Raw genomic sequence first — 19,837 nt, 5'->3', positions numbered from 1 at the left:
GTGTGCTATGGCAAAGCAAAAAGAGAAAAAGTCTGGCAGCCCGCTGCGCAACCGGAACAAACCAATGCTGGTAATGTTTCTCACCCCCGCAGTGCTGCTGTATCTGATCGTGTTCCTGTACCCGTCGATCCGCACCATCGTGATGAGCTTTTTCAAGGTGGAAGGCGTGACGGACCCGGTCTCCACATGGAGCTTCAACGGTGTGACCAACTACATCGATTCTTTTAACGACACCCTGTTCAAATCGGCCATGCTCAACCTGGGCAAGCTGTGGCTGATCGGCGGTGTGGCGGTGATGCTGCTGGCGCTGGTATACGCGGTGGTGCTGACCAGCGGCCTGCGGGGCAAGAGCTTTTTCCGCAGCGTGATCTACTTACCGAACCTTGTGTCGGCGGTGGCCATGGGTACCATGTGGCTGTATTACGCCCTCAGCAAGGAGGACTACGGCCTTTTGAACACCATTCTGGGCTGGTTCGGCGTGGACAATGTGCTGTGGACCGACCCCACCCATAAATTCTGGAGCATGCTGCTGGCTTACTGCTTTGGCATGGTGGGCTATCATATGCTGATCTTTATGAGCGGCATTGAGCGGATCGGAAACGATTACTACGAGGCCGCCACCATTGAAGGCGCCAACGTGTTCCAGAAGTTCCGCTTTATCACCCTGCCGCTGCTGCGGGGCGCCATTCGAACAAACCTTGTGATGTGGACCGTGTCCAGCGTAGGGTTCTTTATCTGGGGCCAGGTGTTCGACCCGGTGAACCTTTCCACACAGACGGTCATGCCGCTGAACTACATGTATGAGCTTGTGTTCGGTTCGTCCAACGCTTCGCAGGCGGTGCGCAATTCCGGCATTGGCGCGGCCATCGGCGTGATGATGGCCATTGTGGTGGTGCTGGTATTCGCTTTGACCAACTTCATCGTCAAGAACGACGATGTGGAACTGTAAAGGGGGGGAGCAGACAATGGCCAAAACCAAAGAAAAGAAGATCCGCGAGCCTTTTAAGCTGAAAAAGGAGCTGCCCCTGCTGCCTGGGTATCTGCTGTGCATCATTTGGCTGGTGTTCACTGTGCTGCTGGTGGGCTGGGTGATGCTGGCCTCGCTTTCGACCAGCCGCGAGATATTGGGCGGCGAGCTGTTTAAGTTTGCTTCCGGCTTCCATTGGGAGAACTACACCAACGCCTGGAAGTCTCAGAAGGTGAGCGGGTTCTTTGTGAACTCCCTCATTTATACCGCGATCTCCTGCACCCTGATTGTTCTGGTGTCGGCCCCTGCGGCCTACGCGCTGTCCCGCTTCCGCTTCAAGGGCAACATGCTGCTGCAGAATATGTTTGCCACGGCGCTGGGCATTCCGGTCATTATGATTGTTATGCCGCTGTTCTCGGTGATCACCCAGCTGAGCCTTACCAACACCCGGGGCCTGATCATCTTTTTGTACATTGCCATGAACGTGCCGTTCGCAATCTTCTTCCTGCTGTCGTTCTTCCAAAACCTGTCGTTTACCTTTGAGGAGGCGGCTGCTATTGACGGCTGCACCCCCACCAAGACCTTTTGGAAGATCATGTTCCCCCTGGCACAGCCCGGCATTATCACGGTGACCATCTTTAACTTTATCACCATCTGGAACGAGTTCTTCATGTCTATGCTGTTCGCCAGCAAGGCGCGGGTGCGCCCCATTGCGGTGGGCCTGTACAACATGGTGAAGGGTATGCAGTACACCAACGATTACGGCGGAATGTTTGCGGCCGTGGTGATTGTGTTTGCGCCCACGTTCCTGCTGTACGTATTCCTGTCTGACAAGATCATTGCCGGCGTGACCGGCGGCGCCATCAAGGGCTGATGTGCAAGGAAACTGAATTTGAAGGATAAAACACGGGGGCGCGGCCAATGGCCGCGCCCCCGTGTTTTATTTTGGACTTGTGTTTATCGGCCGGATTTGCGCCGCTGCGGCGCACGCCTGGAACGGTCGGCGGCCGGCCGGCCGCCCCGCTTGGCGTGGGATACGGTGAATGCGACCTCCCGGCCGTTGATGCGGATCGCCTTTTTGTGGTTCATAAGGGCGGCCGCAACATCCTCCCGCAGGCCGATGCGCGTTGCTTCCTGGCCGATGTCGATCTTGCCCACGCTGCTGCCCGGGATATCCAGAATTTCGGCAATGGCCCCCACAAAGTGGTTGGGCAGAACGCGGTCGCTGCGCCCGATGTTTGCGGTGACGGTGACCATGGGGGAAGCGTTGCCGGCCGCCTGCGGGGCGGACTTGAGCTTTGGCATAACGAGCGTTTTGAACTGGCTGTCGCCGCCCAGCAGCTTTTCGGCCAGCGCAAGCGCGATCTGCTCTGAACCAATGCCGGAGGCCTCGCCGCCCTGCAGGCGCTTTACCAGCAGCTGTGCCGCCTGGCCCGCGGGCTGCTGCAACAGCGGCAGAAGCTCCCCAGCCATTTCAGACACCCGGCGTTCCATCATATCCTGGCCCGTGGGCAGGCTGCGCTCGGAGATTTTGCTGCCGGTAAAACGCATCAGACCGCGCAGGGTGGCAGCCTGCTTTGCATCGGTGATCAAGGTTTGGGATACGCCCTGTTTGCCGGCGCGGCCGGTACGGCCAATGCGGTGGACGTAATATTCAAAGCTTTGGGGCAGATCAAAATTGATGACCGCGTCGATGTCGGAAACGTCGATGCCGCGGGCAGCCACGTCGGTGGCGACCAGAACCCGGGTGCTGCCGCTGCGGAAGCTCTGCATGACGGTTGAGCGCAGGGCCTGGGTCATATCGCCATGCAGGCCGGCGGCCTTGACGCCCTGCTTCTGCAAAAGGGCCGCCAGTTCGTCGACCATGCTTTTGGTGTTGCAGAACACGATGGCGCGGCGGCTGCCAGAGTGCTGCAAAAGCAGCGAGAGCGCCTCCTGCTTTTTGGAGTGCGGCACGTAGTAATAGGTCTGCTCGATGTCCGCCTGGGTTTCCTGGCCGGTCATCACGTCCACCATCTGGGGATCTGTGAGAAATTCTTCCGCAATGGTGAGGATGGCCGGCGGCATGGTGGCCGAAAAGAGCACGGTCTGCCGCGCGGCGGGGGCCTGTTTCAGAATGGTTTGAATGTCCTCTACAAAGCCCATGCTGAGCATTTCGTCGGCTTCGTCCAGCACGACCATTTTAATGTCGTTCAGCTTGAGGGTCTTGCGGCGCAGGTGGTCCATCAGGCGGCCCGGGGTGCCGATCACGATGTTGGCGCGCTTTAACAGACGGATCTGGTCGGTCATGGGCGCGCCGCCGTAAACGGTGGCGATGCAGACGCCCTCCTTGTATTTTGCGTATTTTTGCATTTCCCGCGCGATCTGCATTGCAAGCTCCCGGGTGGGCGAGAGCACAAGCACCTGCGGGCGCTTGTTTTCGCCCTCCACACATTCCACGGCGGGAATGCCGAACGCGGCGGTCTTGCCCGTGCCGGTGCTGCTGCGGCCAATAACGTCCCGCCCATTTAAAAGGTAGGGGATCGCCTGGGCCTGGATGTTGGTGGCTTCTGCATAGCCCAGCTCGGAAACTGCCCGCGCCAGCGGGGAGGACAGGGATAACGAATCGAATAAAAGTGCGTCTGCCATGAATTCTCCTAAACTTTCCAAAATACTTTTTCGCAAAAAAATACCTTTATGCCGCGTGGCATAAAGGTATCAACTCTCTGCTACGAACCCAGACCTTGGCAAAGACAAGATCTGTAATATTTATAGTCTAGCATTTTAGACGAACAATTGCAATGGTTTTTGTGAATTATAATGATTTTTTTGTAGAGTCATTCGCTTTTGGCCCGGAGCTGCCAAAAGGCCACGGCGCTGGCGGCGGCCACGTTCAGTGAGTCCACATTATGGGTCATGGGGATGCGGACCGTGTAATCGCAGCCGGCGATTGTGCGGGGGGCCAGGCCGTCGCCCTCGGTGCCCAGCACGATCGCGAGCTTTTCTTCCTTCATGAGCCGGGGGTCCTCGATGCTGAGGGCGGTATCACTGAGGGCCATGGCGGCGGTTTTAAAGCCCAGCTTTTGCAGACGTTCCAGCCCCGGCTGCGGCCATTCGGAGGAATCGGCGCCGATCCACGCCCAGGGCACCTGGAAAACAGTGCCCATGCTGACCCGCACCGCCCGCCGGCAAAGGGGATCGCAGCAGGAGGGGGTGGTCAATACGGCGTCGATCCCCAGCGCGGCTGCGGACCGGAAGATAGCGCCGAGATTGGTGGAATCCACAATCCCTTCCAGCACCGCGATCCGGCGTGAGCCGGCACAGAGCTGCTCCGCCTGGGGCAGGTGGGGGCGGCGCATGGCGCACAGGACGCCGCGGGTCAGCTGATAACCGGTCAGACCGGCCAGCAGCTCCCGGCTGGCGGTATAGACGGGCGCGCTGCCGCAGCGGGCAAGGATGCCGCTGGCCTGCCCCTCAATCTGCCTGCGCTCCATCAAAAGCGAAATTGGCTCGCACCCGGCGTCCAGCGCACGCTGGATCACCTTGGGGCTCTCGGCGATAAAAATACCTTTTTCCGGCTCGAGCCGGCTGCGCAGCTGGGCTTCTGTCAGACGGGCGAAAACGTCCAGTTCCGGCAGGGCAAGATCCGTCACTTCAATGATATCAGACATAATGGCTCCCGGGATTCTCCCCATCATAAATCGAAAATGCGAAAAGCCGCCCCGGGCCTACGCCCGCGCCGGATTCGGCCCCAAGGCGGGGGTCAATTTGGAACTTTGGGATAAAGCAGCTCGGTCAGCGAGTTCAAAAAATAGTTGCGATCGGTAACGTTCAGAAAAAAGTTTGCCAGGGGCGGATTGTCTGTGACCAGACCGTCAGCACCCATGCGAATGATTTTGAGCATGTTCGCGTCGGAATTGGCAGTCCAGGCGTAGATCTTTTTTCCCTCGCCATGGAGCTGCGTTACCAGTTCGGCGTTTAAAAAGCTGGTTTCCACACTGTAACCATCCACATAGGGGAGATCGTAACGGTCGGAGAAAGCCATAATCGTGATATAGACGGTATTGATGTCGGGGGCGAGTTCCTTGCTTTTTTGGAGCAGGAGAGAATCCATGGAGGCGATGACACACTGGTTTTCCATTCCGGCGGCCCGGATCCGGGCGATCGTTTGTTCCACCAGCGCGGTTTCGTGCCCGGTGGCTTTCAGTTCGATCATCAGCCGGATACGACCCTTGGCCGCGTTCAGCATTTCGCCCAAGGTTGGGATCCGTTCCCCCGAGAACGCAGGGGAAAAATGGGACCCTGCGTCCAGCGAATGCACCGTGGAATAATCGGTTTCCCAGACCTTTTGGTCAAGCCCCGCCACGCGCCGAAAATCGGAGTCGTGCAGAACGATTAACTCGCCGTCCCGGGTCTGCTGCACGTCGATCTCGGCCATGCCGGCGCCCTCACGAATGGACCATTCCAGCGCAGCCAGGGTGTTTTCGGGCGCGAAGGCGGCGCCCGCCCGGTGGGATACCACGATCATGCCGGCCTGCGGCGCGGAGTAAGGGATTCCACCCAGTTCGGTTTCGCTGAATACCATCAGGGCAAGCAGGGCAGCGGCGAGGAAAAAGCCGCTGAAAAGAACCGACTTGACCGTGCGCTTTGCGGGCGCGGCGCCCGGCCGGGGATCACCGCGGTAGTGATGGTACAGGGAAAGGATCGCGGAGAACAGCGACACCGGCCCCAGGATGCCAAGCAGCACACCGCCTGCGGCGCTCCACTTGAGGTAGTGGAACGTAAATACAGACTTGCCGCCGTCGGGCGCAAATTCCAGCTTGCTGAAGCCCCAGAGAAGAAGGATCAGACAGGCCGACAGCAGGAGCGCGGCCAAAAGGAAGGCAAGCACACAGGCTAAAAGAAAGAGCGCCGTTTTGAGCTTTCTGCCCTTCAAAAGCCGCCGGCTTTCCCCCAGAGCGCCCCAATAGTGCTTCCCGCCCAGAATGACGGCGGGAAAGGAGAAAAGACAGAAAAAAAGCAGAAGGTTTAAAGCCGCCATGGCGGCAAGAAACGCGGCGAACAGGCTGGGGGCGCCTTTGAGATAGTCAAATACAAATTCAGGGATTTGTATTTTCCCGGCAAAGCCGCTTGTGAGGGGCAGAGCGGACAGCCCGATCACGGGCACCAAGGCCAGGATTACGGGCAGATTCCGCGGCTGAAAAAGTGCCAGGGAGTGCAAAAAAGCCTGTTTCCAGAGCGGCCAGATGGAAACGAAGCGGCCCTGCCAGCCCTCCTCGCAGTAAAGAACCAGGGCCGTGATTTCCAGATAGACATAGTATACAAGGAACAAGAAAAAGCACAGGATCAGCAGCACACAGAAGGGGCTGCGGAAAACCAGGCCGATGTTCCGCTGGCCGATCACTGAAATCCCTGCGGCCCGCAGTGCGGACACCTTGAGCAGGTCCCAGAGATTCAGGAACAGCAAATAGCCGGCGATTTTGTAGGTGATTTCAAAAAACAATATGGAGGGCCAGTTTTTCAGCCCTGCCCGCAGGCCCGACCGGACCAAAGACTTCAGCATGCTCCACTCCCTCTCCGAATAATGACGTTAACCCCTGTTTGGGAAAATTTGCTCATGGGGACATTATACCAAACGAACCCCAACAAAGATAGCGCGGGACACCCTGATTGAAGAAAAATTCACTTTTTATGTTCAGTGTTCCGCTTTCTGGAGGGGATATTACAGCGGAGAGAGGGAGCTTTTGATTGGCCGAACACGGTAAAATTAACCCCTTTTTCAGGCGGCAGCGTTGGAACGGAACAAATTTTGTTCACCCACGAAATCGCTGTTTCATTTCCTCGCCGGATAAAACACTTAGTTTTCCATCTTCTATTGCATAGAGTTGAGTACAAAGCGTTTCCAAATCGGCATAATTGTGGGAGGTCATTAGAATGGTGCGCCCCTCCGCCTGGAGGATCCGGATGATCTCTTTTGTATCATTGTAGGTTTTATAGTCGAGGGCGTTGAACGGTTCGTCCAGAATCAGGATATCCTGATTTTCCATAATGGCCTGTGCGATGCCCAGCTTTTGCTTCATGCCCAGGGAGTAATGCTCCACCTTTGTTTTATCCTCAGGGTCGAGGCCTACCTTGTGCATGGCGGAACGAATTTCTTTTTCACCGGCTACGCCGCGAATGCCGGCCAGATACCGCAAATTCTGCAAACCTGTATTGAGGCCGATAAAACCGGGAGAGTTGATCAGTACCCCCACGTTCTCGGGGAAATCGCGGCCTTTGCCCAAAATACGCCCCCGCACACGGACCTGCCCGCTGTCGGGCATCAGAAAGCCGCAGATCAGGTTGAACAGGACCGACTTTCCGCTTCCGTTGGTTCCAACGACGCCAACAGTGCTTCCCTTTTCGATATTCAGGGAAACGCAGGACAGAACGCGCCGGCCGGAAAAACTTTTGCTTACCTGGTTTAACGAAATAATGGGTTCCATAGGTAATCCTCCTTAATGATTGAACAGCCGCTGGACGCCCCGGCGATAAAGCCAGAGAATCAGGGCCAGGCAAAGGGCCGACAGCAGCACGGCCGCGGCCGCGCCCGACACGGTTCCGCCTGTTTGCGGAAGGTTCAGCCGGGCCAGGCTGGAAAGCCCAATGGGGAGCCAGGGAATGGGGAGCACGCAAAGAAAATGCAGCAGCAAAACGGCCACAAATCCAGCCGTCGCCTGCCCTGTTGCGCAGAGGGCGGACAGGATCAGCAGGAATTGAAACGCAACATCCAGAAGTTTCAGCCCCACTGCGGACAAGGCCAGGCCCATGTCCAGGGAAAAGCCCAGCAGCAGGGGAGGTACGACGGCCGCAAGGGCCAGCACACAGCCATACGCAAGAATCCAAAGCAGCCCGGTATAAAGCAGCGCCCCCAAAAGCTCTTTTCTCCGCCGCAGGCGGACTGCCAGAAAAACGGAGCGCTCGCAGGCAACCTGGGTGCAGAACACACCCAGCGGCCACAGCGGAAGCAGCTCGATGGCCAGCAGCCCCAAAAGACCCATTGGGTAAAAATATCCGGTGCCGTGGCCCGCAAACAGGCGAATCAGCCAATCCGTACCATCCTGCGGCACGCCGCCGGTAACCCAGGTCCAGGCCGCGACGGGCAGGAGCAGGCCAGGCAGAAGCAGGCCGTTTTTTCTGGTAAACAGAACACGGAGATAGTAGGAAGCCAGACCCTGCCCACCGGGCCTGGGCACCGAAGGCTGCCACCGCCATTTTTTGGTGATAAGCCACACCATTCCGGCCACAAGAATCGCCGTGGTGGCAGCGGTCAGCGGCGGGCGCCAAGGCTGCGCGAGATTGTGGAGCAGGAATACCCAGTGGTTGAAGCCGGTCAAAAATACAAAGGGCGGGCGGGACATGATCGGAAGCTTGATCCAGAGCACCGCGAATAAATAGAGCGCCATGAACAGCTTGACTGCCAGGGGCCGGCTGCAAAAGTGGCCCAGGCAAAGGGTTGTAAACCCAATCAGCCAGTATCCCACAAGCAGTTGCCCGGCGCAGCAGAGGATGGCGGCCCACGGCGATGGGAAATACCCCTGCAGCAGCGTAAATACCCCGCGCCATTGATCCGCCGACGCTCCCGGCCAGCCTCCGTAGACGGGAAGCCCCAGGCCGGAAAGAACAAGCGCGGCCATCTGCCCAAGACAGAACAACGCAGCGATTACAGACAGCGCCCGCCATTTGTGGAAAAAGTATCGGCCATAGGTTCCATATCGGACCAGCACCAAAAGCGGGTCGTCCTCCATCAGGCTGGTACAGAGAAACAGAAAAACAGGCAGCACAGCGAAAATGAAATAATACTGGTCGTTCAGGACTGCAAGTAAATGAAGAGAAAGAGAATTTTGCCCGCCTGCCCTTTCGCTCAGCCCAAACAAAAGGGATAACCCAAAAAGCAGGAAAAATTTCCCCAGGCCGACCTTTGCCCATACACGGTACATCATGGGATTACACCAGGTAAATGGAGCGCTTTTTTACTTTTTGAAAAAAGAACGCCACCACTCCCATCACAACACACATCAGCGCAGGCCCCGCCGTAAATGACAGGGCGGGGACAGCCAGAGTGCTTAGGCTTGTGGGCTCAAAGGCTGTTACAAAGCGCAGCTCCGGCACGCCGAGAATTGCCCAGAAGAAATTCTCCAAAATGACATAGATAAACGGACCCGTCAGGATTACGAATACATTGCTGCCATAAAGCGCCAGAACAAAACCAAAGGTCATGGTGAGTGTGCCCATCAGCCCTTTCCACACAGAGAGCAACAACCCATAGAGAACCGGTGTTTGTGCATACAGGCTGAGGAAAATGTGAGAATAGCCCCCAGGGAGCGGCTTAAGCTCCTGCGGCGTCCGGATGTACAGCGCAAACAGGGCGGAGAGGAAATAGGGGATCATGATTATGAGGAATGCCGATACCGCACACGCACACCACTTGGTGACCAGATAGCGGCGCCTGCTGATGCGGGGCAGGGTGTAGGTGAGAAAACGGTCCCGGCGTTCATAGTAAAGCTGCCAGCAGATCGGAACGGTAACAAACAGGGGGAACAAAAGGCTTAAAAACTCGGTGCCGATTTCCCAGGGGTCGAGCTCAAAATGAATTGTATACTCCCGATACAGGGTACAGGAAAGAATACAGGCCAGCAGCGTAAGAAGACACAGTGTGACGAGAACCGGCCTGGCTATTTTCTTCCCTTCCAATATGAAATTTTGCATGGCTGCAGTTCCTTTCAGTTAAAATTTATTTGTTTGCACCTCTATATTAGCATCCCCCGCCGCAAAGACAAGACGATGGGAACAAACAGGGGTTTTATGGGAACGAAACGGTTCGCCCCATAAAACCCCTGCTGTTGGATACTTCAATTTTCAGGGAACCAACACCCCGATAGAGATGTAGGAAATGCCGTTCAGCTGGTCGTTGCCGGTAATGATTTTGCCTGCGTGCCGCTCCACGATCTGGCGAACGTTATACAGGCCGTAGCCATGCCCGGCTTCCCCCTTGGTGGACCAGCCACGCCGGAACATCTGGATAAATTCCAGGTTGGATAAAGCCCGGTGGGGGTTTAAAACAGAAAACCGCAGCCCATCCGCTTGCTCTGCTGCTCTGGCATAAAGAACATCGCCGGGCGAAGCAGCCTCGACGGCGTTGTCGAGCAAAATGGCGATCAGCTCCACCCAGTCTGCCTCCGATAAGGTACGGCGGAGAAATGAGCCTGCGATTGTTACTTCCACACGAACCTGTTTTAATTCCGCCTGCTTTATTTTGCCAAACAGCAGCCCGCTGATCACTTTACTGTCGCATTTTAACAGTTCCTTATCCGCGCCGTCCAGTTTTACGTGCTGGAACAGAGAGGTGACTGCTTGCTGCGCCTGCTGTAAATCGTGCGCAGTGGAAACCGCCGCGGCGACCGCCATCATCTGGTTGTTAAAGTCATGCTGACGCGCCCGCACCTGCTCAATCAGCTCTTCCACCAGAGGAAGATACTGCTCCAACATAGCTGTTCTGCGCTGGGCCTGGATACGGTGCTGCCGAAGAAGCAGGACAACCGCATCGCAAACCGCCAACAGCCCCACCGCACCCACCGTTGCCGGCAGCCAGCGGAGCATGGCAGAAAAGTCAAATCGAAACAGGAGGAGCAGCAGCAAGAGCAGCAGTGTCGTGTTGCTGCACACCATACAGATAACGGGGTCGCCATCCACCAGCTTGTCCCGCAGCCACCGGAGCGCCCCCGTGCTCCAAAGCGCCAGCCAGAGGCAGAGGGGCAGCAACCGGCCCACATAGAGATACCACACGGGCTCCGCCAGGCCGCACAGAGCCAGGAACAACAAACAGAGTTCCCGCAGCAGAAGATACAGCGCAAAGGCGGCAACCGTGCCGAAGAACGTATGCCCCTCGCCCTTTTGAAACCACAGGCTGTTCAACAACAGCACGCCGAGGAAAAGAAACAGGAATGCGACGATATGATCCACAGGGAGCACGGCATATGCCATTTCGGTATCGTGATCCCCAAGCCCCAGGCGGGAAAGCAGGCAGATGCCGACGAACAGCAACGGAAGCAGCCGGTCCAGCTTTCCCCTGGAGCAGCCCAGCAGCCCGAGGCTGGAAAGGGCCAGCAGAAGCCCGTCCAATACGCTCTGCAAAAAGATAGAACTAGTCATGGCTGTTCACGCTCATACACTGTTTTTTGATATTTTTCACCAACCGGGATTGCGGTTTTGCACCCCTTCAGGTAAAGCAGGCGGTTTGCCTTGTCTATTTTACAAATATGAAGCGGATTGACCAAAAAGCTTTTATGGCATTGCAGCAAACGGTTCCGCGGCACCATGTTCAGCAGCTTTGACAGGCTATAACCAGAGATCTGGTCGGTTACTTCGCGTTCGCCGCTTTGTGCCGCATGGATCAAAAGCCTTTTGCCGAACGATTCGATGTAGAGGATGTTTTTGATCTCGTATTCAAACAGAAACTGCTTCTGCTCAATCCGAAGGATTTCCGGCACCGCCTGCATCTGGGCCTTCATTTCCAGCGCCGCTTGAAATGCCTTTTGAAATTCAGCCTCTGTGAAAGGCTTCACCAAAAAATCGTAGCATTTGATTTCCCGGTAGGCAGCCAGTTCTTCCCCAGCCAGCTCCGTGGTAAAAAGGATTGGCGTAAACCGATATTCCGGCATGGAGCGCAGCTGCCTTGCCAGTTCGGTTCCCCGGTAATCCAAAAGCTGTATGTCTAAAATGAACAGATCAACCTTGTTTTTCGCCGCATAGGAAAGAGCCTCGGCCGCCTTTGGAAAAGCTGCAAGTTGATGCCCCGAGGCACCGTTTTCAATGTAGCGGCGCAGGAGCGCAGCCGCGCCTGGCTCGTCTTCCACCAATAAAATAAGGCTCACAGGCAGCCTCCTTTACACGTTTTTTAATGATAGGATGAATCATTTTGGAACGCCATAGGTAAATTGCAACCTTTTTATCCCGTTGCAGGGGGAAGGCTTTTTTATTTATAAACCATAGCACAAAAAACAGAAGAAGTCGATTGCTGTTTAAAGAAATCGACTTCTTGTGAGCATGGCCGGAGTGGAATTACAGGACTTGGAGAAACCCAGGAATAGCAACAGTTTGCGGGCAGTTGGCAAGCGGCATTTACAACATACTTTAAACTGCGGGCAAACGCCATCAAAGGAAACGACGGGCAGCGCCTTATATCCCCAAGCCTCTGGCCAGTGTGGCCAGAGGCTTTCCATCACAAACGGCGGGGGGATAAGGTTGAACCCGCAAAATAAAAAACCGGAGCGTTTGGAAGCAAAACATACATGAAAACGAGGGCTGGCCTGTTAGCTTTTAGCCCGAAAAAAACCGCCGTTTTTCACTTCTGAAAATTTGTATTCGAATGCAACCAAAAACAAAAAACAGGAAGTAGATAGGTGAAGGGCCCTTACATAGACCATAGGAGGTGGCAGGATGGAGGACAACCGAATTGTAGATTTATATTGGGCAAGAAACGAGAGCGCAATCACGGAAACCGCGTTAAAGTATGGGAAATACTGCTATGCCATTGCGGATAACATTCTCTGCGATCAGGAGGATGCGGACGAGAGCGTAAATGATACCTACCTCGGTGCGTGGAACGCCATGCCTCCCCACCGTCCGTCCATCCTGCGTTCTTTCCTCGGAAAAATTACCCGGCGCGTATCCCTCAAGAAATGGCGGGACAGCCACCGGGACAAGCGTGGCGGCGGCGAAGTGTCTCTTGCCCTTGACGAGCTTTCGGAGTGTGTGCCGTCAAATGTCATGGTGGAGGATGAAATTATGGCGGCGGAGCTGTCAAAAACGCTTAATCGCTTTATTGCCAATCTGCCGGTTACGGAAAGGCAAGTGTTTCTCTGCCGCTATTGGTATCTGGACTCTATCGAGCAAGTGAGCACAGACTTTGGTTTCAGCACCAGCAAAGTAAAATCCATGCTCCACAGGACAAGGGCAAAGCTGCTTTCATATCTAAAAAAGGAGGGAGTGGCATGAACGCAAGTCACATTCTCGACGCTCTGGGAACGATTGATGATAAATACATTGTGGAGGCAAAGGAGAGAGGTTTTATAAATACAACGGAAAAAGCCCGAAGCATGAAGCGGACGCTGGCACTCGTGGCGGTGATTGCCGCGCTGCTGACCCTTTGCGGATTTGCCGCATACCAGTTAGGCTGGTTCGACCCGTGGCTGCAAAAGCCGTCTGCTGACCCGGTGCAGACCGTCCAAAGCGCGATTGAAGGTCAGGCCGGGAAGGAATATACGGTCAGCGTGCGTGTGGATGAAATCAAGGTGGATGAAGATGAAACGGCGCGTGTCGCGGCCATGTATTCCGGCAGTGAGCTTGCCCGGGCGCGGGGCTGGACGGACGAGTATCTGGCAAAACACTTTGTGGTGGTATATGCGAACTATTATGTGGAGTACGACCACACAAAGACCTTTATGGACGACGGACAGACGCAGCAGTATTTTTACTTGACCCAGGACACGGAAACCGGGGAATGGACGATCAGCGACAACACCTCGCCGGATACAAGCGCGGCCTCCAATGTTGTGTGGGAATATGAGCCGCTCTTGAGCTCCAAACTTCCCGCATTTCCATTTAAGTTTGATTTGCCCTATTCGACAATTAAAGCAGAATGTGATGCCGGCATGTTCATAGGCTATCAAGGCCACGACGGTACAGCTTATCCGCAGGGCAAACAGCTATCACTCCCAAGCGGCAGTACCCTTTACTGGATGCCCCAGGAAGAGGAAAATTGTAAATATGAGTCTTCTGTCGAAATCAGATTTAACATCTATGATGAAGAGGAAGCGACTTTTGCCGGCTCTATCTCAATTCAAGCTGAAACAGCCAGGAGCGGTTCGGAAACTGTTGTTTACTCCGCACTGCTAAATGATGGATCAGGTCTTTCAATGGCGCAGGCAACAGACATAGGGGGAGCGGTAATTACAGTTGCATTTAAGCCGCTTGAGAACTAGCCGCCCATATCCCGAAATCGACCACCTACTGAAAAACAATAGCGGGGCAATCTCCAAACCCGTATACTAAAAGTGCAGGGAGCCGAGAGGAAAGAAGGTGGCATAATGCAAGTTGAAGTGAAGATTGATGAAAACTGCAAAGAACCGAAAATTATCATTGTTGCCGACAAAATGACGGACGAAATAGGCGCTCTTGTGCAAAGCCTTTCCGCGTCTTACCCAAATGTCATTGCGGGCTTTTCCGGGGACGAGGTTCGGCTTCTGGAGGAAGGTGAGATTGTCCGTATCTATGCGGCAAACCAAAAGGTCTATGCTCAAATGGCAAACCGCGAGTACATTTTGCGCCCCCGCCTCTATGAATTGGAGGAACGGCTGAACAAACGGCTCTTTGTGCGTATCTCCAATTCTGAAATTGTGAATCTGAAAAAGATTGTCCGGCTCGATTTAAGCATGAGCGGCACAATTTGCGTCGAGCTGAACAATCACTCGACCGCTTATGTTTCAAGGCGTTATGTCACCAAAATCAAACAAGCATTAGGGATTTAGGAGGTGTTCGGCAATGAAGAAAAAAGTATTGTTCAGAAGTCTTTTCGGTCTGCTCTGTGGCGTTGCGTTAGGCCAGTTCATCGCAATCGTCATATCGGCCGTAAAAGGCGACGGCTCGTTTTACGCAGTCATTCCCGAATTGGTGAATGACTTTGGCGGGGAACAATCCGCAGTTATTGTACAAACGGTCTTGCTCGGTGTGTCTGGCGCGATTGTTGGCGCGGCTTCGGTGATATGGGAGCTTGACAGGTGGAGCCTGACAAAGCAGACCGGAGCGCATTTCTGCATGTTCGCTTTCCCCTTTACCATCGTCGCCTATGTTCTGTATTGGGTGCCACGTTCTGTCGGCGGCGTAGCCACTTCGGTTATCGTGCTGGTGGTGATTTATGCAGTCATTTGGTGTGGGGCGTACTTCTCCGCCAAGAGAAAAATACGAAAAATCAATGACCAGCTTCACAGGGAATAGATAGAGGCAATGTTCCAAATAGACGGCATTTACACCTTGACTGAACCCGACAGATACAACCGCATCTCCGGCGGTTGGAACGTCCCCCAAGCTGGGCATGGCACCGGCGGAACGTGGATGAGCTTCCCGAGCCCACACACGCATAACCCAAGCGCTTCTGGCCAGCGTGACCAGAGGTGGGGAAGGTGAAAGGGCGGTTCAGGCCGTGCCGCCCTTTCACGTTTCCCCACGGGACACGAGGGGCTGACAGGCAATCCACCAAGGCACCGAAAGGCGGCAGAATGTCTGATAACTGCGCGGAAAAGTATAGTTATCAGATAGAGAAAATCACGTTTATGGTTGAGCGGGTCTATCGTGACGAGGGCGAGACCCTGGCCGTGATCCTGTTAAAGCTCATGCAGGCGGACGCGAAGCGGCTTTGAATTTCGGAGGCATCCTTCCCATTGGCAGCCGGCAGGCGTGACCCGCCAGCGGTGGGCATCCATTCTCACTTCATCGGCGCGTTTATCGCCCTCAGGCGCAAGGACATCCCCGAGGCCGCCATCCTCATGCAAACAAGAAAGGGAGTAGCCGTTCGCTACTCCCCGCAACAGATTGCATGTTGAAGCGCCATAGCAATAAAAAAGCGGAGTGTCCTTAATAGGACACTCCGCATAGAGCAATAGCGAAAAAATGTTTTTTTATGTGAGCTCAGATTATGCTCATAACAGGAATCCACTATTCGTTCGACTTTTTTGAGTCAATTAGTTTATTTGCAGAAAAATATAGCATCACAAGGGCTGTGCTAAGCAATGCACCACCTAAAATATCCGTTACCCAATGCACTCCCGATACAAGTCGTCCTATCACCATAAGACCTGTAAAAACACCACAAAATGTATTTATTATCTTTTTTGCCTTGTCGCTTTTGATTAAGCGCTTGAATTGCATCATGGCAGTTGGCATAACACACATAACAAGCATAGTGGTTGAGGATGGATAGGAAGCCTCCAAAAATCCGTTAATCAACACTGGACGGTAATTGATAATAAAATACTCAAAAAACAGATAGAATGCTAAAACGATGATATAAAAGCTACCCAAAGCTAAAATACTGCTGTCTACTTTGAATAGACTTCTTTTTTTAATCAGCTGACACAGTCCAAGTGCTGCAAATCCCAACATGATTGGCAATGTTAAAATGCTTGCCCAGTCGATAACATTGTAAAGCGTCATATTGACACCCAACAAATTATGTGCCCACGTATTTAATGTCGCAAGCCCAACCGATGATTCTTGCGGTCCAATTGGTTTCACCTCAATAAATTTGACCATTAACGTAAATAGGATAAACATTACCATCAAGCTTGATGATATCATAAAATTTTTAGCGTTCCTTGTTTTCATAAAGAAACTCCTCCTAATAATGTATTGGCAAAGTGCCTATATACACATTACTCGAAGAAGTTCAAGAAAGGTAGAATAGTGCTGTCACATAGCTGATACGATTCGTGTCATGCCCATTTTATCAGCATTAGAGCCTTTATTACTAAAAACAGGAAGGTGAACATGGCAGCATATGGCTGCAGACTTATCATAAAGATAAGGACAGCAATGGTGCTTAATCCTAAAGATAATTTTCCTTTCATTTTCATCCAAAATGGGATCGAACAATTTTGAAGCGCTAATGTCAACACTCCACAAAATATCAATCCAGTCACAACAATCAAATAAGGGATTTTCACATATACTTGTATCTGCGTCAGAGATAGCAAAGAAACTTCATGAATTACATCACCAATTCTTTGACCAAAAAACGGAAGAAATAAATACATTGCAACCGAGCAGTCAAGCAATCCAAAAACCATGTCTTGAAAATGAAGGATTTTTTGCTTGCTGTCTGCTTGTGCCAAAGTAAGTATTTCATCACTTGAAAGTAAATCATCCAATGATATGAGAAAAAAATTTGATATTTCCTTCAGCGAATCTATACTTGGATATCCTCTGCCAGATTCCCACTTTGATATGGCTGTCCTTGAAACATATAGTTGTTCTGCAAGTTGTTCTTGTGTCAAATTTTTGTTTTTCCGTAATTCTTGTAACTTTTCATTGAATTCCAAATAATCCACCTTCTTTTGCAAGGAGTATATAAATAACCTGTGCCACAATCATATCACAATTTAAGGCATAAAAAAAGACATAGCCTTCCCTTAGCGGGAAACTATGTCTTTTTGGTCGGAGTGACGGGATTCGAACCCACGGCCTCCTAGTCCCGAACCAGGCGCGCTACCAACTGCGCTACACCCCGAAATATTGGTGAGAAAAACAGTGCTGTATAGGATGATAGGGGGGGATACGGGCCGCGCTTCCTTAGCGCAATTGTCGCATGCTGCGCCGCTTTGGCGGCTTGCCTGCTCTGTTGCGCGTCAAGGGCTTCGGTTCGCTGCATCCGCCACTGGCGGCGCTCACCTTCGCCCACCAACTGCGCTACACCCCGTGCTGAAAAAAATAGCAGCAGCACTTTTTACGCTGCTGCTATTTTTTGGTTGGAGAAGAAGGATTCGAACCCTCACAAACAGAGTCAGAGTCTGTCGTGCTACCCTTACACAATTCTCCAATACCGGTTTGCACAAGGGGATTTTCCCGAGTGCTTTATTATTATAGCGAAGCTGTTTGCGTTTGTCAACACCCCGCTGGTAAAATTTTTCGGTGCGGCATTTTTATTCTCAAGCCATTGACAAACCGGGGGCAGGGGGTCTACTCTTTTAGTAGCAAAGCCTGTATTTTCAGGTAAAAAGGGGACGTGAAATCATGAAAAAGCGCGTGGGCATTTTGACCTCCGGGGGCGACTGCCCCGGCCTGAACGCCACCTTGCGGGGCGTGGCAAAGGCGCTGTACCAGCGCATGGGCGAAGAGGTGGAACTGATTGGTATTTCCAACGGCTATTCCGGGCTGATCGGCGGCGAGTGGCGGGTCATGCGGCCGGACGAGTTTTCCGGCATTCTTACGGTGGGCGGCACCATTCTGGGCACCAAGCGGACCCCCTTCAAGCTGATGCGGGTGGTGGGGGAGGACAAGGTGGACAAGGTGGCCGCCATGAAAAAGAATTATAAAGAGATGAAGCTGGACTGCCTTTTGTGCCTGGGCGGCAACGGCACCCACAAAACGGCCAACCTGCTCAGCGAGGAGGGTCTGAACGTGATCGGCCTGCCCAAGACCATCGACAACGACATTTTTGGCACCGACGTTACCTTTGGCTTCCACACGGCGGTGGACATTGCCACCGAGGTGATCGACCGGGTGCACACCACGGCCGGCAGCCACAGCCGCTGCATGGTGGTGGAGCTGATGGGAAACAAGGCCGGCTGGCTGACCCTGTATGCGGGGATCGCGGGCGGCGCAGATATTATTCTCATTCCGGAGCTGCCTTATACAATCGATAATGTGTGCGCCGCGGTGGAAAAGCGGGCGGGCGAGGGTAAGACCTTTTCGATTTTGGCGGTGGCCGAGGGGGTGTACGACGCCGAGGAGGCCCGCATGAAGAAAAAAGAGCGGGCGGCAAAGCGCGCCGAGGCGGGGGAGGTCACCGCGACCAACCGGATCGCCCGCCAGATTGAGGCGATGACCGGGTTTGAAACGCGGGTCTGCGTGCCCGGCCACATGCAGCGCGGGGGCAGCCCATCGCCCTACGACCGGGTACTGGCCACCCAGTTCGGAGCCTATGCGGCAAAGCTGGTGGAGCACGAGCACTACGGCGTGACGGTGGCCATGAAGAACAACCATGTGACCGAAAACCCGCTGGCCGAGGTGGCGGGCAAGAGCCGCCTTGTGCCGGACGGCCACGGCATGCTGGAAGTGGCCCGCCGGATGGGGGTGTCGATGGGGTGAGCCCCGTTGACAAATCGCGCCTTTGCACCTATAATAAAACAATAAAATGCGCCGAGAAAGAGGGCGCGCCGCAATGCCGTTTGAAAAAGAGAGCCGGGGGCAGGTGAAAGCCCGGCAAAGGGCGCGGCGCGTTGTCGCTTTTGAGCAGGCAGGGCGAACGTTGTTTGAAGTAGCCTTGCACGCCTTGCCCCCGTTACCGGGCTCTCGAGTGGCCGTGCCGGTAAAAAGGCGGGGCAATTTGGGTGGTACCGCGGTTTTGTGTGCGCACAGGCCGTCCCAAGTGTGCTTTCATCAAGCACCTGGGGCGGCCTGTTTTTTGTTGCCCCAGGCTCAACAACAGGAGGGAAACCAATGCAGGAACTGGAAAAGCTTTATGACCCCGCGCGGGTGGAAGACGACATTTATGCGTTTTGGCTGAATGGCGGCTATTTTCACACCCAGCCGGACCCGGAAAAAAAGCCCTATACCATCGTGATGCCCCCGCCCAACGTGACCGGCCAGCTGCACATGGGCCATGCCATGGACGAGACCTGGCAGGATATCCTGATCCGTTTTAAACGCATGCAGGGCTACGCCGCCCTGTGGGTGCCCGGCACCGACCACGCCTCCATTGCCACCGAGGCCAAGGTGGTGGCCAAGATGAAGGAAGAGGGCCTGACGAAAGAGGGCCTGGGGCGCGACGGCTTTTTGGAGCGGGCCTGGGCCTGGAAGGAACAGTACGGCGGGCGCATTGTGGACCAGCTCAAAAAGCTGGGGTGCAGCTGCGACTGGGAGCGCGAGCGCTTTACCATGGACGAGGGCTGCTCGAAAGCGGTGCTCAGGGTCTTTAAGGAGCTGTACGACAAGGACCTGATCTACCGGGGTGAGCGCATCATCAACTGGTGCCCCCACTGCAGGACCAGCATTTCAGATGCCGAGGTGGAGTACGAGGACCAGGAGAGCTTTTTCTGGCACCTGAAATACCCCATTGTGGGCACGGACGAGTATCTG

Annotated in this window: 19 protein-coding genes and 2 tRNA genes; 9 read left to right on the top strand and 12 right to left on the bottom strand. The window is 54.2% G+C overall.

The features are described 5' to 3' along the window. Positions 1–949 (top strand): carbohydrate ABC transporter permease (locus ACMLHZ_RS13305; protein ID WP_418668165.1); only part of this gene is annotated, 949 nt, incomplete at its 5' end. A 16-nt stretch (positions 950–965) separates the two neighbouring features. Then, positions 966–1,841, top strand: a complete 876-nt coding sequence (locus tag ACMLHZ_RS13300) for a carbohydrate ABC transporter permease (protein WP_177562525.1) — start codon at positions 966–968, stop codon at positions 1,839–1,841. A gap of 83 nt (positions 1,842–1,924) precedes the next feature. Here the strand turns inward: ACMLHZ_RS13300 and ACMLHZ_RS13295 are convergent, their stop codons facing one another. From ACMLHZ_RS13295 to ACMLHZ_RS13260, 8 genes are all read right to left on the bottom strand, one after another. Beyond that, positions 1,925–3,595: a DEAD/DEAH box helicase gene (locus ACMLHZ_RS13295; RefSeq protein WP_418668164.1), complete on the bottom strand. Its 1,671-nt coding sequence runs from the start codon at positions 3,593–3,595 to the stop codon at positions 1,925–1,927. Positions 3,596–3,783: 188 nt separating this feature from the next. After that, positions 3,784–4,617: a TrmH family RNA methyltransferase gene (locus tag ACMLHZ_RS13290; protein WP_418668163.1), complete on the bottom strand. Its 834-nt coding sequence runs from the start codon at positions 4,615–4,617 to the stop codon at positions 3,784–3,786. 92 nt (positions 4,618–4,709) lie between these two features. After that, entirely contained in the window at positions 4,710–6,509 is a 1,800-nt protein-coding gene (locus tag ACMLHZ_RS13285) for a glycerophosphodiester phosphodiesterase family protein (RefSeq protein WP_418668162.1), read from the bottom strand. A 250-nt stretch (positions 6,510–6,759) separates the two neighbouring features. Further along, complete coding sequence (locus ACMLHZ_RS13280; RefSeq protein WP_418668161.1) at positions 6,760–7,431, bottom strand: ABC transporter ATP-binding protein; 672 nt, start codon at positions 7,429–7,431, stop codon at positions 6,760–6,762. Positions 7,432–7,443: 12 nt separating this feature from the next. Continuing rightward, complete coding sequence (locus tag ACMLHZ_RS13275; protein WP_418668160.1) at positions 7,444–8,928, bottom strand: hypothetical protein; 1,485 nt, start codon at positions 8,926–8,928, stop codon at positions 7,444–7,446. A 4-nt stretch (positions 8,929–8,932) separates the two neighbouring features. Further along, a complete protein-coding gene (locus ACMLHZ_RS13270; protein ID WP_418668159.1) occupies positions 8,933–9,694 on the bottom strand; it encodes a hypothetical protein in 762 nt (253 codons plus the stop codon). Between the two features lie 150 nt (positions 9,695–9,844). Further along, the gene (locus ACMLHZ_RS13265) at positions 9,845–11,137 is read right to left on the bottom strand and encodes a sensor histidine kinase (protein WP_418668158.1); all 1,293 of its coding nucleotides are present in this window, start codon (positions 11,135–11,137) and stop codon (positions 9,845–9,847) included. Beyond that, positions 11,134–11,859 (bottom strand): LytR/AlgR family response regulator transcription factor, encoded by a 726-nt coding sequence (locus ACMLHZ_RS13260; protein WP_418668157.1) that lies wholly within the window; start codon positions 11,857–11,859, stop codon positions 11,134–11,136. Before ACMLHZ_RS13260 ends, ACMLHZ_RS13265 begins: the two co-directional genes overlap by 4 nt. Positions 11,860–12,424: 565 nt before the next feature. Between ACMLHZ_RS13260 and ACMLHZ_RS13255 the strand changes: the two genes are divergently transcribed. The 5 genes from ACMLHZ_RS13255 to ACMLHZ_RS13235 all read left to right on the top strand — a co-directional run bounded on the left by ACMLHZ_RS13255 (position 12,425) and on the right by ACMLHZ_RS13235 (position 15,402). Then, complete coding sequence (locus ACMLHZ_RS13255) at positions 12,425–12,982, top strand: RNA polymerase sigma factor (RefSeq protein WP_418668156.1); 558 nt, start codon at positions 12,425–12,427, stop codon at positions 12,980–12,982. Next, on the top strand, positions 12,979–13,968 hold the full coding sequence (locus ACMLHZ_RS13250; RefSeq protein ID WP_418668155.1) for a hypothetical protein: 990 nt from the start codon (positions 12,979–12,981) through the stop codon (positions 13,966–13,968). Before ACMLHZ_RS13255 ends, ACMLHZ_RS13250 begins: the two co-directional genes overlap by 4 nt. Before the next feature lie 105 nt (positions 13,969–14,073). Then, positions 14,074–14,514, top strand: coding sequence for a LytTR family DNA-binding domain-containing protein (locus ACMLHZ_RS13245; RefSeq protein ID WP_418668154.1), 441 nt, complete (start codon positions 14,074–14,076; stop codon positions 14,512–14,514). A 13-nt stretch (positions 14,515–14,527) separates the two neighbouring features. Then, positions 14,528–14,980: a DUF3021 domain-containing protein gene (locus tag ACMLHZ_RS13240; RefSeq protein ID WP_418668153.1), complete on the top strand. Its 453-nt coding sequence runs from the start codon at positions 14,528–14,530 to the stop codon at positions 14,978–14,980. Between the two features lie 281 nt (positions 14,981–15,261). Further along, positions 15,262–15,402 (top strand): hypothetical protein, encoded by a 141-nt coding sequence (locus tag ACMLHZ_RS13235; RefSeq protein ID WP_418668152.1) that lies wholly within the window; start codon positions 15,262–15,264, stop codon positions 15,400–15,402. Positions 15,403–15,697: 295 nt separating this feature from the next. Here the strand turns inward: ACMLHZ_RS13235 and ACMLHZ_RS13230 are convergent, their stop codons facing one another. From ACMLHZ_RS13230 to ACMLHZ_RS13215, 4 genes are all read right to left on the bottom strand, one after another. Next, positions 15,698–16,366 carry a phosphatase PAP2 family protein gene (locus ACMLHZ_RS13230; RefSeq protein WP_418668151.1) on the bottom strand — a complete coding sequence of 223 codons (669 nt, stop codon included), beginning with the start codon at positions 16,364–16,366 and terminating at the stop codon, positions 15,698–15,700. Between the two features lie 107 nt (positions 16,367–16,473). Further along, the gene (locus ACMLHZ_RS13225; protein ID WP_418668150.1) at positions 16,474–17,079 is read right to left on the bottom strand and encodes a helix-turn-helix domain-containing protein; all 606 of its coding nucleotides are present in this window, start codon (positions 17,077–17,079) and stop codon (positions 16,474–16,476) included. A gap of 112 nt (positions 17,080–17,191) precedes the next feature. Beyond that, a tRNA-Pro gene (locus ACMLHZ_RS13220) sits at positions 17,192–17,267 on the bottom strand. Positions 17,268–17,502: 235 nt separating this feature from the next. Then, a tRNA-Gln gene (locus tag ACMLHZ_RS13215) sits at positions 17,503–17,576 on the bottom strand. Between the two features lie 194 nt (positions 17,577–17,770). Between ACMLHZ_RS13215 and ACMLHZ_RS13210 the strand changes: the two genes are divergently transcribed. Then, entirely contained in the window at positions 17,771–18,847 is a 1,077-nt protein-coding gene (locus ACMLHZ_RS13210; RefSeq protein WP_177562517.1) for a 6-phosphofructokinase, read from the top strand. Between the two features lie 351 nt (positions 18,848–19,198). Continuing rightward, positions 19,199–19,837: class I tRNA ligase family protein (locus tag ACMLHZ_RS13205; RefSeq protein ID WP_418668149.1), on the top strand; the 639-nt coding region annotated here is incomplete at its 3' end.

Origin of the sequence: Allofournierella sp. (genome assembly GCF_048388525.1) — a bacterium.
In the GTDB taxonomy this organism is placed as follows: domain Bacteria; phylum Bacillota; class Clostridia; order Oscillospirales; family Ruminococcaceae; genus BQOK01.
The sequence above is the reverse complement of the archived record's forward strand: the minus strand, read 5'-3'. Positions and strand labels throughout refer to the sequence as shown.